Genomic DNA, 20,127 nt, shown 5'->3' on the forward strand with positions numbered 1-20,127 from the left:
GCTCGCAGCCGTGACGCCGAGTGCACGGGATGTCGCCGAGTGCACGGCGTGCATACGCGTGGATGCCGTTCAGCCGACGCGTTGCCGTGCACTCGGCGCATCGAGTGGAGCCCGGAAAGCCTCGCAGTGCGTCAGGCGCGGAAGACGGTGTGCACGTCGCCGATGACCTCGCGACCGCCGAGGCCCTCGATCTCGAACAGGACCGAGATGCCCGCGACGTGACAGCCCAGGCGCTCGAGGATCTGGCGCCCGGCGGCGAGGGTGCCGCCGGTGGCGAGCACGTCGTCGATGAGAAGCACGCGTGAACCAGCCGGCAGATCGTCGTGCATCTCGATCGTCGCGGTGCCGTACTCCAGGGCGTAGCCGACGGATGCCGCGGGCCGGGGCAGCTTGCCGGCCTTGCGGATCGGGATGAGCCCGACTCCCGCGGCGATGGCGGCGGCTCCGGCCAGGATGAAGCCGCGCGCCTCGACTCCGGCGACCACGTCGAACCGGCCGGTGAAGGGCTCGATGATGGCCTCGGTCGTGACGCGGAGCGCCTCGGCATCCGCCAGCAGGGGAGTGATGTCGCGGAAGACGATCCCCGGCTTCGGGTAGTCCGGCACCGACCGGATCAGCGATTCGGCGTGGAGGAGAGCGGGCGAGAGTTCGGCGGAGGACACCGGGCAAGGCTACCCGCTGCGGAAACGAACCCGGTCTCGAGCGCTGCGCTTGACATTCGTGGGAGCGCTCCCATACAGTGACTTCCACCTCATGGGAGCGCTCCCACGCACGGCGAGCGTCTCATGGACCTGCACCACTGCATCCCGCACCACACACAAAGGAGTGACCTGTGAACACACGTGCCCAACGGCGGATCCTCACGACGGCCGCCGTCGCTTCCATCTCTGCACTCGCCCTCGCCGGCTGCGCATCCGGCGCAGAAGGCGGCGGCACCGACCCGGACGCCGAGGTCACGCTGACCGTCGCGACGTTCAACGACTTCGGCTACACCGATGAGCTCCTCCAGGAGTACATGGACGAGCACCCGAACGTGAAGATCGTGCACAACCGCGCTGCGACGAGCAACGACGCACGCGAGAACTACTTCCAGAAGCTCGGCAAGACCGGCCTCGCCGACATCGAGGCGATCGAGGTCGACTGGCTCCCCGAGGTCATGAAGTACTCCGATCTGCTCGCACCGGTCGGCGATGACCTCAAGGACCGCTGGCTGGACTGGAAGACCGAGGCGGCGACCGACGCCGAGGGCAACCTCATCGGGTATGGCACCGACATCGGCCCCGAGGGCGTCTGCTACCGCACCGATCTCTTCGCCGCCGCCGGGCTGCCGACTGACCGCGAGGAAGTCGCCGCTCTCCTCGAGGGCGACTGGGCGAACTACTTCGAGGTCGGCCAGAAGTACACCGACGCCACCGGCAAGGCCTTCTTCGACTCAGCGGGCGGCACCTATCAGGGCATGGTCAACCAGATCGAGGCCGCCTACGAAGACCCGAAGTCGGGTGACATCGTCGCCACGAAGAACGGCGAGGTCAAGGACATCTACGACCAGCTGCTCGCCGCCAGCAAGACCCAGTCGGCGCACCTCGGTCAGTGGTCGGACGACTGGTTCGCCGGCGTCTCCAACGGCGCGTTCGCCACGATGCTCTGCCCCGGCTGGATGCTCGGCGTGATCGAGGGCAACGCGAAGGACGTCACCACCTGGGACATCGCGGATGTCTTCCCGAACGGCGGCGGCAACTGGGGCGGCTCGTACCTGACCGTCCCGTCCAACGGCAAGAACGTGGCGGCTGCTCAGGAGCTCGCCGACTGGCTGACGGCACCCGAGCAGCAGGTCAAGGCGTTCGCGAATGCGGGAACGTTCCCGAGCCAGAACGACGCCCTCAGCGACTCGACCCTGCTCGACAGCACCAACGAGTACTTCGGCGGAGCACCGGTCGGACAGATCCTCTCCGAGCGTGCGAAGGCAGTCACGGTCGCGCCGTTCAAGGGCGAGTTCTACTTCCAGATCAACGACGCCATGCAGAAGGCGCTCACTCGCGTCGAGGACGGCACGCAGGATGCCACGACCAGCTGGGACCAGTGGGTCTCCGAGGTCGAGGCCATCAAGTAATCCGTCGTCTCCTCTCCCCGCGTCCGGGCGCACATGCGTCCGGATGCGGGGGAGGAACCTTGACCTGAGAAGGCAGTCATGACCACCGCAACAGCCGCCCCGCCCCGGCGAGCCGGCTTCAGCCGGCGCCGTGCGCGCTGGGACCTGAAGCTCTCGCCGTACCTCTACATCTCGCCGTTCTTCCTGCTCTTCATCGTGATCGGGATGTTCCCGATCGCCTACACGGCCATCATCTCCTTCATGGACTGGGACCAGGTCAGGGGCTCCGGGGAGTTCATCGGGTTCGACCAGTACGCCTACGTGCTCGGCCAGCCGAAGTTCTGGGTGGCGCTGCGCAACACCTTCAGCATCTTCCTGCTCTCCAGCATCCCGCAGCTGATCGCGGCGGTCGCGATCGCCGCGGTGCTCGACCAGAACATCCGCGGGAAGACCTTCTGGCGGATGGGCGTCCTGGTGCCCTATGTGATGGCACCCGTCGCGGTGGCCCTCATCTTCAGCAACATGTTCGGCGACAAGTACGGCATCGTGAATTCGCTGCTGGCCGACATCGGCATCGGCGCGATCCCGTGGCACTCCAACGCCTTCGCCAGTCATATCGCGATCGCCACGATGGTGAACTTCCGCTGGACCGGGTACAACACCCTCATCCTCCTCGCTGCGATGCAGGCCATCCCGCGGGACTACTACGAGGCGGCCACCGTCGACGGCGCCGGCAAAGTGCGCCAGTTCTTCGCGATCACCCTGCCGAGCCTGCGGCCGACGCTCATCTTCGTGATCATCACGTCGACCATCGGCGGGCTGCAGATCTTCGACGAGCCGCGCATGTACGACCAGTACGGCACGGGCGGCGCGAACAGCCAGTGGCTGACGATCACGCTGTACCTGTACAACATCGGCTGGGGCGAGTGGAACTTCGGCCGTGCCGCGGCTCTCGCCTGGATCCTCTTCCTCATCGTGCTGGTGATCGGCATGCTCAATCTCGTCGTCACGCGGGCGCTGGTCCGCGGCGATGCTCCGAACTCGGTCCGCAGACCGGTCAAGAACAAGGGACGGATGCCGTCATGAGCGTGATCGAGAAGACGGACGCCGTCGACGGGACGGATCCGCGCCCGGGCCGGAGGACCCCGGCCGCTTCGGCGGGCCGCGTCAGCCGGAAGACCCGCCACGTGCGGGGTTCGCGTCCTGGCTGGGTCGTCTACGCCCTGCTGGGCATCGTGCTGCTGGGCAGCGTGTTCCCCTTCTACTGGTCTTTCCTCATCGGATCCGGCGACGCGTACACGCTCCGCGATCCGAACATGTCGTGGATCCCCGGCGGCAACTTCTGGCAGAACGCCCTCGCCGTCATGAACGACCCGGCGGTGAACTTCTGGCGAGCGCTGTGGAACTCGATCTACACGTCGGCGCTGATCGCCGCATCCGTCGTCTTCTTCTCCACCCTCGCCGGCTGGGCGTTCGCGAAGCTGAAGTTCCGGGGCCGCGGCTGGCTGCTGGCCTTCGTCGTCGGAACGATGGCCGTGCCGACTCAGCTGGGCGTCGTGCCGCTCTACGTCCTGTTCAGCGAACTGGGCTGGACAGGCAGCACCGGGGCGATCATCATCCCGGCGCTGACGAGCGCGTTCGGCGTGTTCTGGATGACCCAGTACCTCGGCCAGGCGGTGCCCGACGAGCTCATCGAGGCGGCGCGGATGGACGGCGCATCCTCGTTCCGCACCTTCTGGACGATCGGAGTGCCCGCGGCGCGGCCCGCGGCCGCCATGCTCGGGCTCTTCACGTTCGTCTCGGCCTGGAACAACTTCTTCTGGCCCTTCATCGTGCTCGACCGGCAGGACCCGACGCTCCCCGTCGCCCTTTCGCTGCTCCAGTCGAACCACTTCGTCGACTACTCGATCGTGCTCGCCGGCGTGCTGCTCTCGACCATTCCGCTGCTGCTGCTGTTCGTCGTGGCCGGCCGGCAGCTGGTCAGTGGCATCATGCAGGGCGCAGTGAAAGGATGACCTCCATGACCCGAACCTTCCCAGAGAGATTCCTCTTCGGTGCCGCGACCGCCGCGTACCAGATCGAAGGCGCGGCGTTCGAAGACGGCCGCACGGCGTCGATCTGGGATGCCTTCGCCCGCGTGCCCGGGGCGGTGATCAACGCCGACAACGGCGACGTGGCCTGCGACCACTACCACCGGTATCCGCAGGACGTCGCTCTGATGAAGGAACTGGGGCTGCAGACGTACCGCTTCTCGACCTCGTGGTCGCGAGTGCGTCCCGACGGCGGGGCCGTCAATGCGACGGGCGTCGACTTCTACAAGCGCCTCGTCGACGAGCTGCTCGACAACGACATCGTGCCGTGGCTGACCCTGTATCACTGGGACATGCCGCAGGCGCTGGAGGAGCAGGGCGGCTGGACGAACCGCGACACCGTCGACCGGTTCGTCGAGTACGCGGGCACCATGCACGACGCCCTGGGCGACCGAGTGCACTACTGGACGACCCTCAACGAGCCATGGTGCTCGTCGTTCCTCTCATACACCGCGGGTGTTCATGCCCCCGGGCGCATGGACGTCGGCGACGGCATGCTGGCGGCGCATCACCTGCTCCTCTCCCACGGCAGGACCGTGCAGGAGCTGCGCCGTCGCGACGAGTCGCTCGAGCTCGGAATCACCCTGAACCTCACCGTCGCCGATCCGGCCGATGCCGACGCTCCGGCCGACATCGACGCCGCCCGGCGGATCGACGGGCAGTTCAACCGCTGGTTCCTCGACCCGATCTTCCGCGGGGTCTACCCCGATGACGTCATCCGCGACTTCCGCAAGGTGGACAGCGATGCCGTCGCCCGCTGGGAGCAGGCCGTGCAGCCGGGAGATCTCGACGCGATCTCCACCCCGCTCGACGCCCTGGGCGTCAACTACTACCACGGCGAGATGCTCAGCGGCACCGCTCCTGAGGAGGAGGCGCCGGGCGGCGACGCACCCACCGAACGGGCGACGGCGTCGCCGTTCCCGTCGACCGACGGCATCCACTGGGTCGAACGGGGACTGCCTCGCACCGCCATGGACTGGGAGGTGCAGCCGGAGGGCCTCTCCCGCCTCCTGCAGCGCGTCTCGGACGACTACGCCGAAGGCATCCCGCTCTACGTCACCGAGAACGGCGCCGCGTACGACGACGTTCGGGAAGGTGACACCGTTCCGGATTCGGAACGCCGTACATTCCTCGTCGAGCATGTGAAGGCGGTCGCCGACGCGATCGACGCCGGCGTCGACGTCCGCGGCTACTTCTACTGGTCGTTGCTGGACAACTACGAGTGGGCATGGGGCTACGAGAAGCGCTTCGGCATCGTGCGCGTCGAGTACGACACCCAGGAGCGGACCGTGAAGGACAGCGGCCGGGAGTACGCTCGGATCATCGCAGCGCGCGCCGTGTGAGCCCGGGCGATCAGCCGCCGTGATCGTTCCGGCAGGTGGACCGGGAAGTTGCGCGACAGGAGGACGCTGATGACGAGGGCGACGATCGAAGAGGTCGCCGCGACCGCAGGAGTGTCGCGCTCCACGGTGTCGCGGGTCGTGAACGGTTCGACGGCTGTGAGTCCGGAGGCCCTCAGCGCCGTGCAGGAGGCGATCCGGCGCCTGAACTACGTACCGAACCGCGCGGCGCGGACCCTCGCCAGCAGGCAGACGCATGCGATCGCGCTGATCGTCCCGGAGGACACGACGCGTTTCTTCGGCGATCCGTTCTTCGCCGCCGTCGTCGCGGGGATCAGTGCGCGGATGACGCGGTCGGACTACGTGCTGAACCTTCTCATCGCCAGCGATGACCCGGGCGAGAAGACGACGAGCTTCGTCCGCAACGGCGGAGTCGACGGCGCGATCATCGTCTCGCACCACACCAGCGACTCCTTCGTGGACCGCATCGCCGAATCGGTTCCGGTCGTGTTCGGCGGCCGTCCGTTCACGGCACGCGCGAGCGACTACGTGGTCGACGTCGACAACGTGCTCGGCGGACGCGACGCGGCTCAATACCTCATCGACCGCGGATACCGCCGTATCGGCACGGTGACCGGCCCCCTGACGATGCCCGCGGCCGTGGATCGTCTTCACGGCTTCCGGGACGGACTCGCCGCCGCCGGCCTCGAGTCGGTGGTCGAGGTCGAGGGCGGGTTCAGCGAGGAGGCCGCCGCGGATGCCGCGCGCCGGATGCTGGCATCGGGCGCGGCCCTCCCCGAGGCGCTGTTCGTGGCCAGCGACCTGATGGCGCGGGGCGTGCTGCAGGTGCTCCGCGGCGCAGGAATCCGCATCCCGGACGACATCGCCGTCATCGGCTTCGACGACTCGCAGGTCGCGGTCGCGGTCGATCCGCCGCTGACCACGATCCGGCAGCCCATGTATGCGCAGGGCGAGACCATGGCATCCGTGCTGCTCGACGTCCTCGCCGGGCTCGAGCCGGCCCACACGACGATCCTGCCGACCGAGCTCGTGGTGCGCGCCTCGGCGTGACAACGAGCCTGCGGGCCGTCGTTCGTGGACGCGGCGGGATGGGAGGAGGAAGATGTCGGCCTCGGAGTGCGGAGATCGACATCTTCCTCCTTGCGTCTCGTCGAAGCCGGGTCAGCCGTCGCTCGATCGGACCTCGATCCGGTTCCCGTCCTGCTGAAGCCGAATGACGGTACCCACAGGGTGACGAGCGCGGAGTGGTTCCGGGCTGTCCACCTCGACGATGAACGTCGCCGCCGCATCGAAGCCTCCTTCGCTGCATCCGCCGCGCCCCTCGCCGGCCACGAGGCGAACCGCGATGCAATTCTGGCTCGGGAAGTCGGCGCTTTCGGGCATCGTGTAGGTGATGACCTGCACCCCGAGGTAGTCCTGGTATCGGACCGGATCAGGGAACTGCGGGCCTGAGAATTCCGCGGGCACATCGAGTTCTCGCGATTCGGTCAGCGTGGCGATCACCGTCGGATCGTGCCGCGCGGCGGTCCAGCCGATCCATGCGCCCAGGAGGCCCGCTGCCACCACGGTGGAGATCCAGGCGAGCGCGATCGCGCGAGCGGAGCGTGGCGGCCGGGTCGTCTGAACGGCGGGTTCGGCGGGTTCGGCAGGTTCGAACAGATCGATCGACTCGAACAGTTCCATCGCCTCGGACAGCGACTGCGGCGGCGCGGTGACCACCGCAGGATCCGCCGGCGGCGTCCGTTTCGTGTCTCCCTCCAGCTCTTGCAGCCGCCGCAGCGACTGCGGGTCGGTGTGGATATCGGCGTTGCGCCCGTATGCACGCGCTCGCAGGATCGCCAGCTCATCCGGTTCAGGAGAGTGGGTCATCGTCCGATGATCTCATTCTGCTCGAGCGCCGGCTGAGAGGAACACGATCGCGGGCCCGCTGCTCCCCTTCGCGGGTCCGCGATCGTGGGTCTGAGAGTCAGCCGCCGAGCAGCCGGAGCATGTCGCCGCCGAACAGGCTGAACGCCGTGACCCCGGCTGACAGCAGGACGACACCGGCGGTGCCGGCGACCGCCATCACCGAGATGCCGCTTCCGGCCAGGCGCTGTCCACGCAGTCCGACCGACACACCCGCTCGGATGGCGGCCGCTCCCGGCTTGTCGTCGCGATAGAGCTCGGTGCGCGCGGCGAAGCGACGGTGGAACTCCTCGGCGAGGACGAGTGCCGCCGCCATGGTGTCGGGTCGGTCGAACCTGGTGCTGTACGGCAGGTACACGTAGAGGCGATCGGAGACGAGTTCGATCTCGGCGCCGGATCCGAGGTCGATGACGCGGGCCATCAGATCGGGCGTGAAGATGTAGAGCGCGTCCTGCTGATAGCCCTCAGGAACGATCAGCCGGAACACCCGGGCGAATTCGCCTTCCAGCTCCATCCGGGCGGCGCCCCGGCCGAGTCCGAGGGTGGGGATGATGCTACGCTTCCGGTTCGCCAGCACGATGTGCGGTACGGAGGTGGGCAGCGGCAGCTCGATGAAAGCGAACGGCCGTTGCACGGTCGCACGGTCCTGTCCGCGCGCGATCGAGTGGTGCTTGCCGAGTTCGAACGGCATACGCGGGTCGTCACCGGCGACGACGGCTCGCTCACGGCCATGCAGAACGCGGGTGAACGCGGCCCCGGGGCGGCGCGTGTGCTCCAGAGTGTCGGCGTACGCCCAGCCGTTGCGCCAGGCGAAGGCCGCGACCTTCGCACGCCGGCTCAGGTCGACGGCGAACCAGACGAAGCCGATCGCCGCGAGAAGCGGGTACCCCAGGACGAAGACGCCGAGAATCGGGGCGACCGCGAGGATGTCGCTACGCCCCAGCCACCACAGCGCGACCAGCATCGCTGCGGCGAAGAGCAGGACCCCGATCAGGACCGTGAGGAAGCGCCGGTGCACAGGGATGCCGCACGCGCGCTCGTACGCGAGGATGTCCCGATAACCGGCCGATCGGCGGAGGGGATCCAGATCGAACGCTACAGGCTCCACGACAGCGTCGCCCACGGGCCGAGGCGCTTCGCCGAGGTCGCCGCCTTGAAGTCCGACCAGCCGTCTCCGTACTTCTCGTAGGACTTCTCATCGACCTTGCCGTCGCTCCAGTGCATGACGCGACCGGCGATGTAGCTGAGACCGAACTCGGCCCAGGACGAGAATCCGGGCCGGCCATCCGCGTTGATGCCTCGGATGATCGACCGGGCCTCTGCCGTGTCCGCATGGCCGAGTGCCACTCCCCAGGTCGTGAGCGCGACGGCCTGGCCCAGCGCGTAGCCGTCGAGGGACTTCACGAAGACCGAAGGCGTGATGACGTCTTTCCCCACGTGCTTGCGTGTCTCCTGCTCGATGTACTCGATCGCGGTCACGAAAGAGCGTGCGTCGCGCTTGTCTCCGCCTTCCGCGGTGATCGCGGCGAGCCATTCCTTCGCCTTCGGAATCCGGCCGAGGCGTTCGGCGAGTTCGGCGCGCACAGCGAGGTACAACGACCACACCTCGCGACGACGGCGCACGGTCGTCAGGCGCTCGATGCCCTCCAGCCACTCGGCACGCGTCTGGACGCCCCACTGATCGACGAGGGTTTTCTTCTCGCGGTCGCTGAGCCCCGATGCGGTCGGATCGTTCCAGGGGCCGGACGGCAGGTTCGTGATCTGCAGGAAGCCGAGGGCGATCTCGTTCGCCTCTGTGTCAGTGGTCGAGTAGTCCTCGGACCCCTTCACCTTCGCATCAGGAAGGATCCACACCACGAGGAAGAACAGCACGACGACACCGACGATGGCCCATACCCACCACTGCCCGATGAGCCAGCCGATGATCGATCCGATGTCGTTGAAATCGACGCGTGCGAAGGGGTGCATGGTGCTCCTGGGGAGGGAAGGACGGAACTCGCGCTTAGATTGAATGGCTATTCAATGAGTAATCTATACGGAGGGAACCCGTTCCAGAAGCCCCGGCGACTCGCAGAGGAGGATGCCGCATGGTCCGCTCCGAAGAGCAGAATCGTCTGGCGCGCGAACGTTCTCGCGAGAGCATTCTGTCGGCGGCCATCGATCTGTTCAGCGAACGCGGCGTCGACGGGGCGAGCATCGCCGAGATCACGCGTAGAGCCGGCGTCGCCCAGGGCCTGGTCAACTACTACTTCGGCGGCAAGGAGCAGCTGGTCGCCGCCGTGATCGACCGCTGGTTCGAGATGGTCCTCGGGCTCTCCCAGGTCGAAGGCGATGCGAATGCGCGGTTGGCCGGCGTGATCGACGGCGCACTGATGGCCACGGCCTTCGTGTTGCCGCTGCAGCGCGCCGTTCTCGCGATGCAGCAGCAGCCGTCTACGCATCGACTCTTCGCCGAATCCGAGGAACGGCACGCTGCAGCGGTGCACACGGCGGAGGACACCGTGCGCGGGATCTTCCGGGAGCGCGGCGACGACGACCCTGCCGTCGAGGAGATCATGCTGCGCACCACGCTCGAGGGCATCATCGTGAAGTACGCGGTCTACGGGCACACCTACCCGCTGGAAGCATCCCGCCGATGGGTCTACCGGATCTACGGTCTGCCCCAACCGCACGAGCCGCTCCCGCTCGCCCCCGGGCAGAAACCTGTTCCAGGGGCCGAGCCGAGACCCCGCGCCGCGGATTCAGCCGGGTTCTGAGAACGGGAAGTTCCCGATGCCTCGGCCGAAGGCATCCGGGGCCCTGTCGCCGTTGCGAACCTTAAGCCGGGTCTCCGCCGAGAGGACCCACAGCCGGGATCGGGCCGCCGTCATCGGCGCCGGTCTTGCGCCAGCGAGCGATCGCGTTGCCCAGGTGGTAGATCAGCAGGGCTGCGACCGTGCCGAGCACGATCGCGCCGAGCTGGAAGCTGCCCCAGCTCATCGCGAAGCCGGCGATCGCGATGACGAACGACACGGCGACCGTGTACTGGTTGACCGGGCGCGAGAAGTCGACGCGGTTGTCCACCCAGATCTTGATGCCGATGACGCCGATCAGGCCGTACAGGGCGGTGGTCACCCCGCCGAGCACGCCGGCGGGGATCGTGTTGAAGATGACGCCGACCTTCGGCGAGAAGGCGAGCAGGATCGCGACGATGCCGGCCACCCAGTACGCCGCGGTCGAGTAGACGCGGGTCGCCGCCATCACGCCGATGTTCTCCCCGTAGGTCGTCGTCCCCGAGCCGCCGAAGCCGCCGGCGAGGGCAGTCGCGACGCCGTCGGCGACGAGGGCCCGGCCGGTGTGCGTGTTAATCGACGGATCGTTCGTCATGGTCGCGACGCCACGGACGTGTCCGACGTTCTCGGCGATGAGCACCAGCACGACGGGCAGGAACATCGGCACGAGGCCCCAGGCCACCGGGTCGCCGACTGCGGCGAGGTGGAAATCGGGCAGGCCGACCCAGGCCGCCTCGGCGACCCCGTCGAACTTCACCTGGCCGGTGAAGAGGGCGACGACGTAACCGACGATGACGCCGAGGAAGATCGAGATCCGCCCCAGGAAGCCGCGGAACAGCACGCTGAAGATCACCACGGCGGCCAGCGTCACGGTGGCGAGCTCCGGCTGCTGTTGGAAGTTGTTCCACGCGGCCGGCGCGAGGTTGAACCCGATCAGCGCGACGATGGAGCCGGCCACCACCGGGGGCATGAGACGGTCGATCCATCCGGTGCCGACGGCCTGCACCAGGAAGCCGACGAGGGCGAGCAGTACGCCCGCCGCCACGACCCCGAGGAGCGCTTGCGTGATCTGCTCCGCCGACTCGAGCGCCTGACCGGCGTTGAGCGCCGTGATCGGGGCGATGAACGCGAACGAGGAGCCGAGGTAGCTGGGCAGGCGGTTGCGGGTGAGCAGCAGGAACAGCAGGGTGCCGAGGCCCGAGAACAGCAGCGTCGTCGAGACCGGGAAGCCGGTCAGGATCGGAACCAGGAACGTCGCGCCGAACATCGCGATGACGTGCTGCACGCCGATCGCGATCGTGGCCGGCCAGTTCAGGCGCTCGTCGGGCCGGACGACGGCGCCGGGCTCGACGGTCCGGCCGTTTCCGTGCAGGTTCCACAGCGGCATGCGTGCTCCTCAGAGTCGGGGGTGAAGACTGGGGAAACACTATCGGCTCGCGGGGCACAGCCGAATGGCGCGACGATCACGCCGAGCGGCCCAGCCCGGCGCGCGTCGCTCGCGGCGTCAGTCGAGGACGAAGGTGACCTCGAGCGTCACCTGCCAGTCGGTGATCGCACCGTCGCTGACGCTGACCTTGTGCTCCTTCACCCAGGCGCCGCTCACATTCCGCAGCGTTTCGCTCGACCTCTCGATTCCGAGTCGGACGGCATCCTCGAAGCTCGTCGTCGAGCGGGCGGTGATGGTGGTGACACGTGCTACGGACATGGCAATCCTCCTTGACGGCGTGTGGAGGTCCCATGCAACGCCCAATCCGCTGTGTCCGCAAGAGGCAGCGCGGATCGGGCCGGACGGGTCAGGCCCCCAGGCGCTCGATCAGTTCGCGATACCGGCCGGCCGTGCGCTCGACGATGTCCTCGGGGAGCACAGGCGGTTCGCCTTCCTGGTCCCAGTTCGCGGCCAGCCAGTCGCGGACGATCTGCTTGTCGAAGCTCGCCATCCGCTCGCTCGGCGTCGAACCGGTGCGCCAGGACTCGGCATCCCAGTACCGCGACGAGTCGCTGGTGAGCACCTCGTCGGCGAGGCGCAGGGTGCCATCGGCATCCGTCCCGAACTCGAACTTCGTGTCGGCGAGGATCAGGCCCTTCTCCTCGGCGATCGCCGCGGCGCGCGCATAGATCGCCAGCGACAGTTCGCGCAGCTCGGTGGCGCGCTCCCCTCCGACCAGCTCGACGGTCTGCTCGAACGTGATGTTCTCGTCGTGCTCACCCATCGGAGCCTTGTACGCGGGGGTGAACAGCGGCTCCGGCAGGCGGTCGCCGTTCTGCAGGCCCTCGGGCAGCGGGATGCCGCAGACGGTGCCGCTCTTCTGGTACTCGAGCCATCCGGAGCCGGTGATGTACCCGCGCACCACGCATTCGATGGGCAGCATCTCGAGCGACTGCGCGAGCATCGCCCGCTCGGCGACGGATGCCGGGATGTCGCCCTCGGCGAGATGATTCGGCACATCGGAGAGCTGTGCGAACCACCACCGACTGAGCCGCGTCAGCAGTGCGCCCTTCTCTGGGATGCCGGGCGAGAGCACGAAGTCGAACGCGCTGACCCGATCACTGGCGACGACGAGGATGCGGGTGTCCGCAGGATCCTCCGACGCGAACAGGTCGCGCACCTTGCCGGAATAGATGTGCCGCCAGCCGGGGATGCTCTGCGCCGTGCCTTCAGAAGGAGTGCTCACCCTGCCATTATCCCGGTTCGGTCCGTTCCGCCGTTCTCCGGGACTCAGACTCCGCGCGAGACTCCCGCCTGCGGTGTCTACCCTGGAACCGTGCCCGACGACTTCCTCACCGCGCGCCTGCGATTGTCCCGCCCGACCCCCGCAGATATCGACGCCGTTCACGCGATCAATGCGGACCCCAGAGTGTGGACGCACTTCCCGAGCCTGCGGCACACCGACATCGCCACGACCGTGGCGATGATGGAACGCTGGGAGCGCAGCTGGAAGGAAGCGGGACTGGGATCGTCGGTGGTGCGGCTGCGCAGCACGGGGGAGGTGATCGGCAACGGCGGCTGCTCACTGCTGCACGATGCGGTGTGGAACGTGGGATACCGGATCGCCGCCGATCATCACGGCCATGGCTATGCGACCGAGATCGCCGGTGCCGCCGTCGAGCACGCACGGGAGATCGATCCGGACCGCCCGATCATCGCCTTCCTGGTCGAGCACAATCGCGCCTCCGGCCGGGTGGCCGAGAAGCTCGGGCTGCGCCTGGTGCACCGCGGGCCGGATGCCGGCAACCCCGACCCGTCGGTGACGCGCCTGGTCTACGCCGATCGGGAGATGACCCCGGAGCAGCTCGCCGCGACGCTGCGGTAGCGGTCCGATGCGGGTCGGATGGCGGGTGTAGCGTTGCGCCGTGACCTCCCCCGAACGCACGACGACCGGTTCGATCCTGCAGCCGAGCAGCCCGTGGCCGGCGCTGTGGGCGATGGTGATCGGGTTCTTCATGATCCTCGTCGACACGACGATCGTGTCGGTGGCGAACCCCGCGATCAAGGCCGCGCTCGATCCGGACACGAACAACTTCGACAACGTCGTCTGGGTGACCAGCGCCTATCTGCTGGCCTACGCGGTGCCGCTCCTGATCACCGGCAGGCTTGGCGACCGTTTCGGACCGAAGAACATCTACCTGATCGGTCTCGCGGTCTTCACGCTCGCCTCGCTGTGGTGCGGGCTGTCGACCACCCTGGAAGGCCTGATCGTGGCGCGCGCGGCACAGGGCCTGGGGGCGGCGTGCATGACCCCGCAGACGATGGCCGTGATCACCCGCACCTTCCCGCCCGACCGCCGAGGCGCGGCGATGGGGCTGTGGGGAGGCACGTCCGGCGTCGCGATGCTCGTCGGGCCGCTGGCGGGCGGACTGCTGGTCGACGCCTTCGGGTGGGAGGCGATCTTCTTCGTGAACCTCCCCATCGGCATCCTGGGCTTCGTGCTCGCCCTGCTGCTGGTGCCGAAGCTCGAGACGCATCCGCACCGCTTCGACATTCCCGGGGTGTTCCTCAGCGCGGCGGCGCTCTTCCTCATCGTCTTCGGACTGCAGGAGGGGGAGGCGCACGACTGGGGGATGATCTGGGGCCCCATCTCGGTGTGGGGGCTCATCGCCGCCGGAGTCGTCGTGCTCGCGCTCTTCCTCTGGTACCAGGCGCGCACCAAGACGGAGCCCCTGGTGCCGATGGCGCTGTTCCGCGACCGCAACTTCTCGTGGTCGAACGTCGCGATCGCGACCGTCGGCTTCACCGTGACGAGCATGTCGCTGCCGCTGATGTTCTTTCTCCAGTTGGCCCGCGGACTCACGCCGACCGAGGCGGCACTGCTCATGATCCCGATGGCGGTCGCCGCCGGCGTGCTTTCGCCGTTCGCCGGGAAGGTGCTCGACCGCATCGATCCGCGGATCATGCTCGTGCCGGGGCTGCTGCTCGTCTCCGCGTCGTTGTTCCTGTTCGCCTTCCTGATGAACACCGAGGTCGACACTGCGTGGCTGCTCGTGCCGTCGGCGATCCTCGGGGTCGGGAACGCCGGCATGTGGGGGCCGCTGGCCACCACGGCCACGCGAAACCTGCCTCGGTTCCAGGCCGGTGCCGGCGCCGGCATCTACAACACCACCCGGACCGTCGGCTCGGTGCTCGGGTCGGCCGCGATCGCGGCGTTCATGCAGAGCCGCATCGAGGCGAACCTTCCCGGCGCGGGCGATGCACCCGGTGGCATGGGCGGCGGTTCCCTGCCGCCGGCGGTGGCCGCGCCGTTCGCGGATGCGATGGCGCAGACGATGCTGATGCCGGCAGTGCTCATCCTGGTCGGGGTGATCGCGGTGCTGTTCCTGCGCGGCAAGCCGTCTTCCGCGGTCGACCTCCGCTAGACGGCCGCGTCGGTTTGCGCTCGCCGCATTCGTCTGCTGGGCTGAGGCGATGACGATCGCTCTCATCCGCCCCACCACCGAACTGTTCGACAGCTGGTCATCGGCCATGGCTGAATTCGGCGATGGCCACATCGACGGCTCGGGGCTGACCGCTCCGGTGACCCCCGACCGGGCCACGCTCGATGCGCTCATCACGAAGGCCACGCTGTTCGCCGACCCGCACGCGGAGCTGCCGGCGGGGTTCGTGCGCGACGACATGTACTGGATCGTCGATGGCGCAGAGGTCGTGGGCACGCTGTCGTTCCGTCACGAGCTGAACGACTATCTCCGCGAGGTCGGCGGCCACATCGGCTACGCGGTCAGGGAATCCCGCCGGCGCCGGGGATATGCATCGGCTGGGCTCGCGCTGAGCCTGGAGCGCGCTCGGGAGGTCGGGCTCGAACGAGTGCTGCTGACGTGCGATGACGACAACATCGGATCGGCTCGCACGATCGAGCGTGCCGGCGGCGTGCTGCAGGACGTCACGGACCAGTCGGCCCGCGGACACGGACTGATGCGCCGCTACTGGATCACGTTGTAGCAGGCGCAGCCGGAGCGGACCGGCGGCACGGGCGACACGCCGTCGCCGGATAGGGTGGTTGGTCGACGACCATCCCGGCAGCACATCTGTCGCCGATCCGATCCGAGGAGCATCCGTCGTGATCCCCAATCCCTCTCCTGCGCCCGCGCGCCTGCGCACGCTCGGACGCACCGTCGGGGTGATGGCGCTCACGGCGTTCATCGCGGCCGGCGCGCTGCTCGGCGGAGCATCCGCCGCCACAGCGGCTGACACCGAGACCTACGTCATCGGAACCGACACGACCTTCGCACCGTTCGAGTTCACCGACGAGAACGGCGACCTCGTCGGCATCGACATGGATCTGCTCCGCGCCATCGCGAAGGATCAGGGCTTCGAGGTCGAGATCCGCCAGCTCGGATTCGACGCGGCCGTCCAGGCGCTGCAGGCCAATCAGGTCGATGCCGTCATGGCGGGCATGTCGATCACCGAGGAGCGCGAGAAGACCTTCGACTTCAGCGAGCCGTACTTCACCAGCGGCATCCAGCTCGGAGTCCTCGAGACGAGCGACATCCAGTCGCTCGACGACCTCGACGGCGAGGCCGTGGCGGTCAAGACGGGGACGCAGGGACAGACCTTCGCGGAGGAGAACCAGGAGAAGTACGGCTTCCGCGTCACGCCCTATCAGGACACCACCGACATGGTGGACGCCGTCAAGGCCGGCCAGGCTGTCGGCTACTTCGAGGACTTCCCCGTGCTGGCGTACGGCATCCAGCAGGGATCGGGCTTCCGCCTCATCGGCGAGCCGGAGCTCGGCGGTGAGTACGGTTTCGCGGTCAACAAGGGGCAGAACCCCGAGCTGATCGAGATGTTCAACGCCGGACTGGAGAATCTCCAGGCCTCGGGTGACTACGACAAGATCGTCGACACCTACCTGGCCGGCGGTGAGGTGTCGGCGCAGGCGACCGACATCTTCTCGGTGGCCGTGAAGTACTGGCCGGCGCTGATGGAAGGCCTCTGGCTCACGATCCTCGCGACCATCGTCGCGATCGTGGCGGCGTTCATCCTCGGTCTCATCTTCGGCTTCGGGCGAGTATCGGCCTTCGCGCCGTTCCGCTGGCTGGCCACCGCGTACGTGTACGTCTTCCGAGGCACGCCGATCCTCGTGCAGGCGTTCTTCGTGTTCTTCGCCATCCCGCAACTGTTCCCCGGACTCACGTTCAACCCCTTCGTCGCCGGCGCGATCACGCTCTCGCTGAACACCGGTGCGTACATGACCGAGATCATCCGCGGCGGCATCCAGGCGGTCGACCCGGGTCAGTCCGAGGCATCGCGCTCCCTCGGCCTCGGGCACTGGAAGACGATGCAGAAGGTCGTCCTGCCCCAGGCCTTCCGCATCATGATCCCGTCGTTCGTCAATCAGGGCATCATCACCCTCAAGGACACGTCGCTGATCAGCGTGATCGGACTCGCCGAGCTGACGTTCGTGTCCCGCCAGATCATCGCCTCGACGTACCTGTCAGCCCAGGTGCTGACGATCGTCGCCGTCATCTACTTCGTCGTGATCACGCTCCTCACGCTGCTCGCGAACCGCCTGGAGAGGAAGTTCAACGCATGAGCAAGATCGACGTCAGAGACCTGCACAAGTCGTTCGGCGACAACCACGTGCTCAAGGGCATCGACCTGACGGTCGAGGACGGCGAGGTCATCGCGGTCATCGGCCCGTCAGGATCGGGCAAGTCCACGCTGCTGCGCTGCCTCAACAAGCTCGAGGAGCCCACCTCCGGTCACGTCGTCATCGACGGGGTCGACCTCACCGACAAGAGCGTGAAGCTCGATGAGGTGCGTCAGCGCATCGGCATGGTCTTCCAGCACTTCAACCTGTTCCCGCACATGACGGTGCTCGAGAACATCACCCTCGCGCCCATCGAGCTCGGGCGGCTCTCCAAAGCCGGGGCCCGCGAGCGGGCGCTCTCGCTGCTCGCCCGCGTCGGACTCGAGGAGAAGGCGGATGCGAAGCCGGCGTCCCTCTCCGGCGGTCAGAAGCAGCGGGTCGCGATCGCCCGCGCCCTGGCGATGGATCCCGAGATCATGCTCTTCGATGAAGCGACGAGCGCGCTCGACCCCGAGATGGTCGGTGAGGTGCTGCAGGTGATCCGGGACCTCGCGTCCGGCGGTATGACCATGGTCCTCGTGACGCACGAGATGGGCTTCGCCCGCGAGGTCTCCGGTCGCACCGTGTTCATGGACGGCGGTGTGGTGGTCGAGGAGGCCCCGCCCGCCGAGCTGTTCGGCGCTCCGAAGAACGAGCGTCTGAAGGACTTCCTCTCCAAGGTGCTCTGAGCCCGCGCGCGCTGGCGCGGCTTTCCGTGCTCCTCCATCGCCGAGTTCACGGGAACTCGCCGAGTGCACGGCCTACCCACGTCAAGAAGCCGTGTACTCGGCGACAGGCCGTGCACTCGGCGACGGGGCGCCGCGCGAGCTACTCGGCGACGCGCGCTGCGATGTCGGTGCGGAAGTGCGAACCGTCGAGGCCGATGCGGCCGATCGCGTCGTAGGCGCGCTCGCGCGCCGTGCGGAAGTCGGATGCCACGGCGACGACGTTGAGCACGCGGCCGCCGGTCGCGACCAAGGAGCCCCCGGGAGCATCCGGCCCGGCGGTGGCGGCGTGCACGACGCGGACGCCCTCGACGGCGCCGGCATCCGCCAGTCCTTCGATCGGGCGGCCGGTCTGCGGCGCCTCGGGATATCCCTCGCTGGCGAGCACGACGGTGATCGCCACGTCGTCGGAAAACGACGGCTGCGGCTGGTCCTCGAGGGTGCCGGATGCCGCGGCGAACAGCAGCTCGGAGAGCGGCGTGATCAGGCGGGGGAGCACGACCTGCGTCTCGGGGTCGCCGAAGCGGGCGTTGAACTCGATGACGCGGACGCCCTTGTCGGTGAGGATCAGCCCGGCGTACAGCAGGCCGATGAACGGCGTGCCCTCGGCATCGAGCTGACGGATCACGGGGAGGGCGACATCGCGGGTGACCTCGTCGACGAACGCCTGCTCGCTGCCGAACTGATCGTCCAGCCAGGGCAGTGGCGAGTATGCGCCCATGCCGCCGGTGTTGGGCCCGGCGTCGCCGTCGAGAGCGCGCTTGAAGTCCTGCGCCGGGCTGAGCGCCCGCACGGTGTCGCCGTCGCTGAGGAAGAAGAGCGAGACCTCGGGACCGGAGAGGAACTCCTCGATCAGCACGGGGCCGGCCGGCAGATAGTGCGCGGCGTGGGCGAGCGCCTCGGCGCGGTCCGAGGTGACGATGACGCCCTTGCCTGCGGCGAGTCCATCGGCCTTCACGACATAGGGAGCGCCGAGGTCGTCGAAAGCTGCTTCGATGTCGGCGGCGGTGGTGGCGCGCACGGCGCGCCCAGTGGGCACGCCCGCGGCATCCATCACCCGCTTCGCGAAGGACTTCGATCCCTCCAGCGCAGCGGCGGCCTTGCCCGGGCCGAAGACGGGGATGCCATGTGCGCGCAGCGCGTCGGCGACGCCGGCGACGAGCGGCGCCTCGGGGCCGATCACGACGAGGTCGATGGCGTGCTCGTTCGCGAACGCGGTGACCGCGCCGCCGTCGAGCGGGTCGACGCTGACGGGGGTGGCATCCTGCGCGATCCCGGCATTGCCGGGCGAGACGAGGATGTCGTGCGGCGTCTGCTCTGCGCGCAGGGCGAGGATGATCGCGTGCTCACGGGCACCGGAACCGAGGACAAGGATCTTCACCCGTCCAGACTACCGAGGGTGCCGGCCAGGGTTTCGGTCCGTGACTGCGGAGTTGTGAACCGCGAGCCTCTCAGACCGGCCGCTCGTCGGCGACGTCCCACGGCACCGTCCAGCCGGCCGCGTCGAAGATGCCGTCGAGCACCATCGCCGTGAAACCCCAGACGATCGTGCCGTCGACGTCGAAGGCCGGTGCGCGGAAGGTGAGGTCGCCGTGCTGTCGAACCGACGTGTACCGCGTCGCCGGATCCAGCAGCCGGGCGACCGGCACCCGGAACACCTCGACCGTCTCGGCATGATCGACGGCCGCGACCCGGGAGGGCATACGCCACCACGCAAGCACGGGCGTCACCCGATTGTTGCTGACCGCCAGCGGGATCGCGGGCAGCCGCGCCAGCACCTCGACGCCGGTCGGGTCGAGTCCGGTCTCCTCCTGTGCTTCGCGCAGCGCCGTCGCGATGGCGTCGTCGTCGCCCGGGTCCCGGCGTCCGCCGGGGAACGACACCTGCCCGGGGTGGGAGGAGAGCGTCGACGCGCGGCGCTGCAGCAGCACGTCGAGATCGCGGGCCACGGCTGCGTCGGACGGCGGAGCCGGGATGCTGTCCAGCACGCCGAAGAGGACGAGTACCGCCGCATCGTGGGCGGCGTCCGAGTCCGCGAGCTGCGGGAACCGTCCGCTCCAGTCATAGGCCGAGGTCGCGGCGAGCAGCTGGGCGCGGGCCCCCTCCGGATGCGGCGTGCTCATGG

The 20,127-nt window shown here is 68.1% G+C and carries 20 protein-coding genes; 11 read left to right on the plus strand and 9 right to left on the minus strand.

Going from position 1 to position 20,127, the window contains the following annotated elements; translation table 11 throughout:
- Window positions 1-131: 131 nt before the first annotated feature.
- Window positions 132-662, minus strand: coding sequence for an adenine phosphoribosyltransferase (locus CUR96_RS14155; RefSeq protein ID WP_102193910.1), 531 nt, complete (start codon window positions 660-662; stop codon window positions 132-134).
- A 170-nt stretch (window positions 663-832) separates the two neighbouring features.
- Between CUR96_RS14155 and CUR96_RS14160 the strand changes: the two genes are divergently transcribed.
- The 5 genes from CUR96_RS14160 to CUR96_RS14180 all read left to right on the plus strand — a co-directional run bounded on the left by CUR96_RS14160 (window position 833) and on the right by CUR96_RS14180 (window position 6,590).
- Window positions 833-2,110, plus strand: a complete 1,278-nt coding sequence (locus CUR96_RS14160) for an ABC transporter substrate-binding protein (protein WP_102193911.1) — start codon at window positions 833-835, stop codon at window positions 2,108-2,110.
- Window positions 2,111-2,188: 78 nt separating this feature from the next.
- Window positions 2,189-3,175, plus strand: coding sequence for a carbohydrate ABC transporter permease (locus tag CUR96_RS14165; protein ID WP_102193912.1), 987 nt, complete (start codon window positions 2,189-2,191; stop codon window positions 3,173-3,175).
- A complete protein-coding gene (locus CUR96_RS14170) occupies window positions 3,172-4,104 on the plus strand; it encodes a carbohydrate ABC transporter permease (RefSeq protein ID WP_102193913.1) in 933 nt (310 codons plus the stop codon). Before CUR96_RS14165 ends, CUR96_RS14170 begins: the two co-directional genes overlap by 4 nt.
- A 5-nt stretch (window positions 4,105-4,109) precedes the next feature.
- Window positions 4,110-5,522, plus strand: coding sequence for a GH1 family beta-glucosidase (locus CUR96_RS14175; protein ID WP_432612427.1), 1,413 nt, complete (start codon window positions 4,110-4,112; stop codon window positions 5,520-5,522).
- Window positions 5,523-5,591: 69 nt separating this feature from the next.
- Window positions 5,592-6,590, plus strand: coding sequence for a LacI family DNA-binding transcriptional regulator (locus tag CUR96_RS14180; RefSeq protein WP_180969043.1), 999 nt, complete (start codon window positions 5,592-5,594; stop codon window positions 6,588-6,590).
- Window positions 6,591-6,701: 111 nt separating this feature from the next.
- Here CUR96_RS14180 and CUR96_RS14185 read toward each other — a convergent pair whose 3' ends face one another.
- From CUR96_RS14185 to CUR96_RS14195, 3 genes are all read right to left on the minus strand, one after another.
- Window positions 6,702-7,409 carry a hypothetical protein gene (locus tag CUR96_RS14185; RefSeq protein WP_102193915.1) on the minus strand — a complete coding sequence of 236 codons (708 nt, stop codon included), beginning with the start codon at window positions 7,407-7,409 and terminating at the stop codon, window positions 6,702-6,704.
- A 97-nt stretch (window positions 7,410-7,506) separates the two neighbouring features.
- The gene (locus tag CUR96_RS14190) at window positions 7,507-8,568 is read right to left on the minus strand and encodes a hypothetical protein (protein WP_102193916.1); all 1,062 of its coding nucleotides are present in this window, start codon (window positions 8,566-8,568) and stop codon (window positions 7,507-7,509) included.
- Window positions 8,541-9,413, minus strand: coding sequence for a DUF1266 domain-containing protein (locus tag CUR96_RS14195; protein ID WP_102193917.1), 873 nt, complete (start codon window positions 9,411-9,413; stop codon window positions 8,541-8,543). Before CUR96_RS14195 ends, CUR96_RS14190 begins: the two co-directional genes overlap by 28 nt.
- Window positions 9,414-9,532: 119 nt before the next feature.
- On the opposite strand from CUR96_RS14195, the gene CUR96_RS14200 reads away from it, so the two are divergent.
- Window positions 9,533-10,201, plus strand: coding sequence for a TetR/AcrR family transcriptional regulator (locus CUR96_RS14200; RefSeq protein WP_102193918.1), 669 nt, complete (start codon window positions 9,533-9,535; stop codon window positions 10,199-10,201).
- Between the two features lie 61 nt (window positions 10,202-10,262).
- On the opposite strand, the gene CUR96_RS14205 is transcribed toward CUR96_RS14200, so the two are convergent.
- From CUR96_RS14205 to CUR96_RS14215, 3 genes are all read right to left on the minus strand, one after another.
- Window positions 10,263-11,603 carry a uracil-xanthine permease family protein gene (locus tag CUR96_RS14205; protein ID WP_102193919.1) on the minus strand — a complete coding sequence of 447 codons (1,341 nt, stop codon included), beginning with the start codon at window positions 11,601-11,603 and terminating at the stop codon, window positions 10,263-10,265.
- A gap of 117 nt (window positions 11,604-11,720) precedes the next feature.
- Entirely contained in the window at window positions 11,721-11,921 is a 201-nt protein-coding gene (locus CUR96_RS14210) for a dodecin family protein (protein WP_102193920.1), read from the minus strand.
- Window positions 11,922-12,009: 88 nt separating this feature from the next.
- Entirely contained in the window at window positions 12,010-12,888 is an 879-nt protein-coding gene (locus CUR96_RS14215) for a phosphoribosylaminoimidazolesuccinocarboxamide synthase (RefSeq protein ID WP_102193921.1), read from the minus strand.
- A 90-nt stretch (window positions 12,889-12,978) separates the two neighbouring features.
- On the opposite strand from CUR96_RS14215, the gene CUR96_RS14220 reads away from it, so the two are divergent.
- The 5 genes from CUR96_RS14220 (at window position 12,979) to CUR96_RS14240 (ending at window position 17,966) form a co-directional block, all read left to right on the plus strand.
- The gene (locus tag CUR96_RS14220; RefSeq protein ID WP_102193922.1) at window positions 12,979-13,527 is read left to right on the plus strand and encodes a GNAT family N-acetyltransferase; all 549 of its coding nucleotides are present in this window, start codon (window positions 12,979-12,981) and stop codon (window positions 13,525-13,527) included.
- A 112-nt stretch (window positions 13,528-13,639) separates the two neighbouring features.
- On the plus strand, window positions 13,640-15,067 hold the full coding sequence (locus CUR96_RS14225) for an MFS transporter (protein WP_102194037.1): 1,428 nt from the start codon (window positions 13,640-13,642) through the stop codon (window positions 15,065-15,067).
- A 49-nt stretch (window positions 15,068-15,116) separates the two neighbouring features.
- Window positions 15,117-15,647: a GNAT family N-acetyltransferase gene (locus tag CUR96_RS14230; protein WP_102193923.1), complete on the plus strand. Its 531-nt coding sequence runs from the start codon at window positions 15,117-15,119 to the stop codon at window positions 15,645-15,647.
- A 58-nt stretch (window positions 15,648-15,705) separates the two neighbouring features.
- Window positions 15,706-17,241, plus strand: coding sequence for an amino acid ABC transporter substrate-binding protein/permease (locus tag CUR96_RS14235; RefSeq protein WP_245861291.1), 1,536 nt, complete (start codon window positions 15,706-15,708; stop codon window positions 17,239-17,241).
- Window positions 17,238-17,966, plus strand: a complete 729-nt coding sequence (locus tag CUR96_RS14240; RefSeq protein WP_102193924.1) for an amino acid ABC transporter ATP-binding protein — start codon at window positions 17,238-17,240, stop codon at window positions 17,964-17,966. The genes CUR96_RS14235 and CUR96_RS14240 overlap by 4 nt, the downstream gene beginning before the upstream one ends.
- Window positions 17,967-18,105: 139 nt before the next feature.
- Here CUR96_RS14240 and purD read toward each other — a convergent pair whose 3' ends face one another.
- A complete protein-coding gene (gene purD / locus CUR96_RS14245; protein ID WP_102193925.1) occupies window positions 18,106-19,383 on the minus strand; it encodes a phosphoribosylamine--glycine ligase in 1,278 nt (425 codons plus the stop codon).
- Between the two features lie 70 nt (window positions 19,384-19,453).
- A complete protein-coding gene (locus CUR96_RS14250) occupies window positions 19,454-20,125 on the minus strand; it encodes an NUDIX hydrolase (RefSeq protein WP_102193926.1) in 672 nt (223 codons plus the stop codon).
- Window positions 20,126-20,127 lie beyond the last annotated feature (2 nt).

Source organism: Microbacterium aurantiacum, from assembly GCF_002872075.1.
Taxonomy (GTDB): Bacteria; Actinomycetota; Actinomycetes; order Actinomycetales; family Microbacteriaceae; genus Microbacterium; species Microbacterium aurantiacum_A.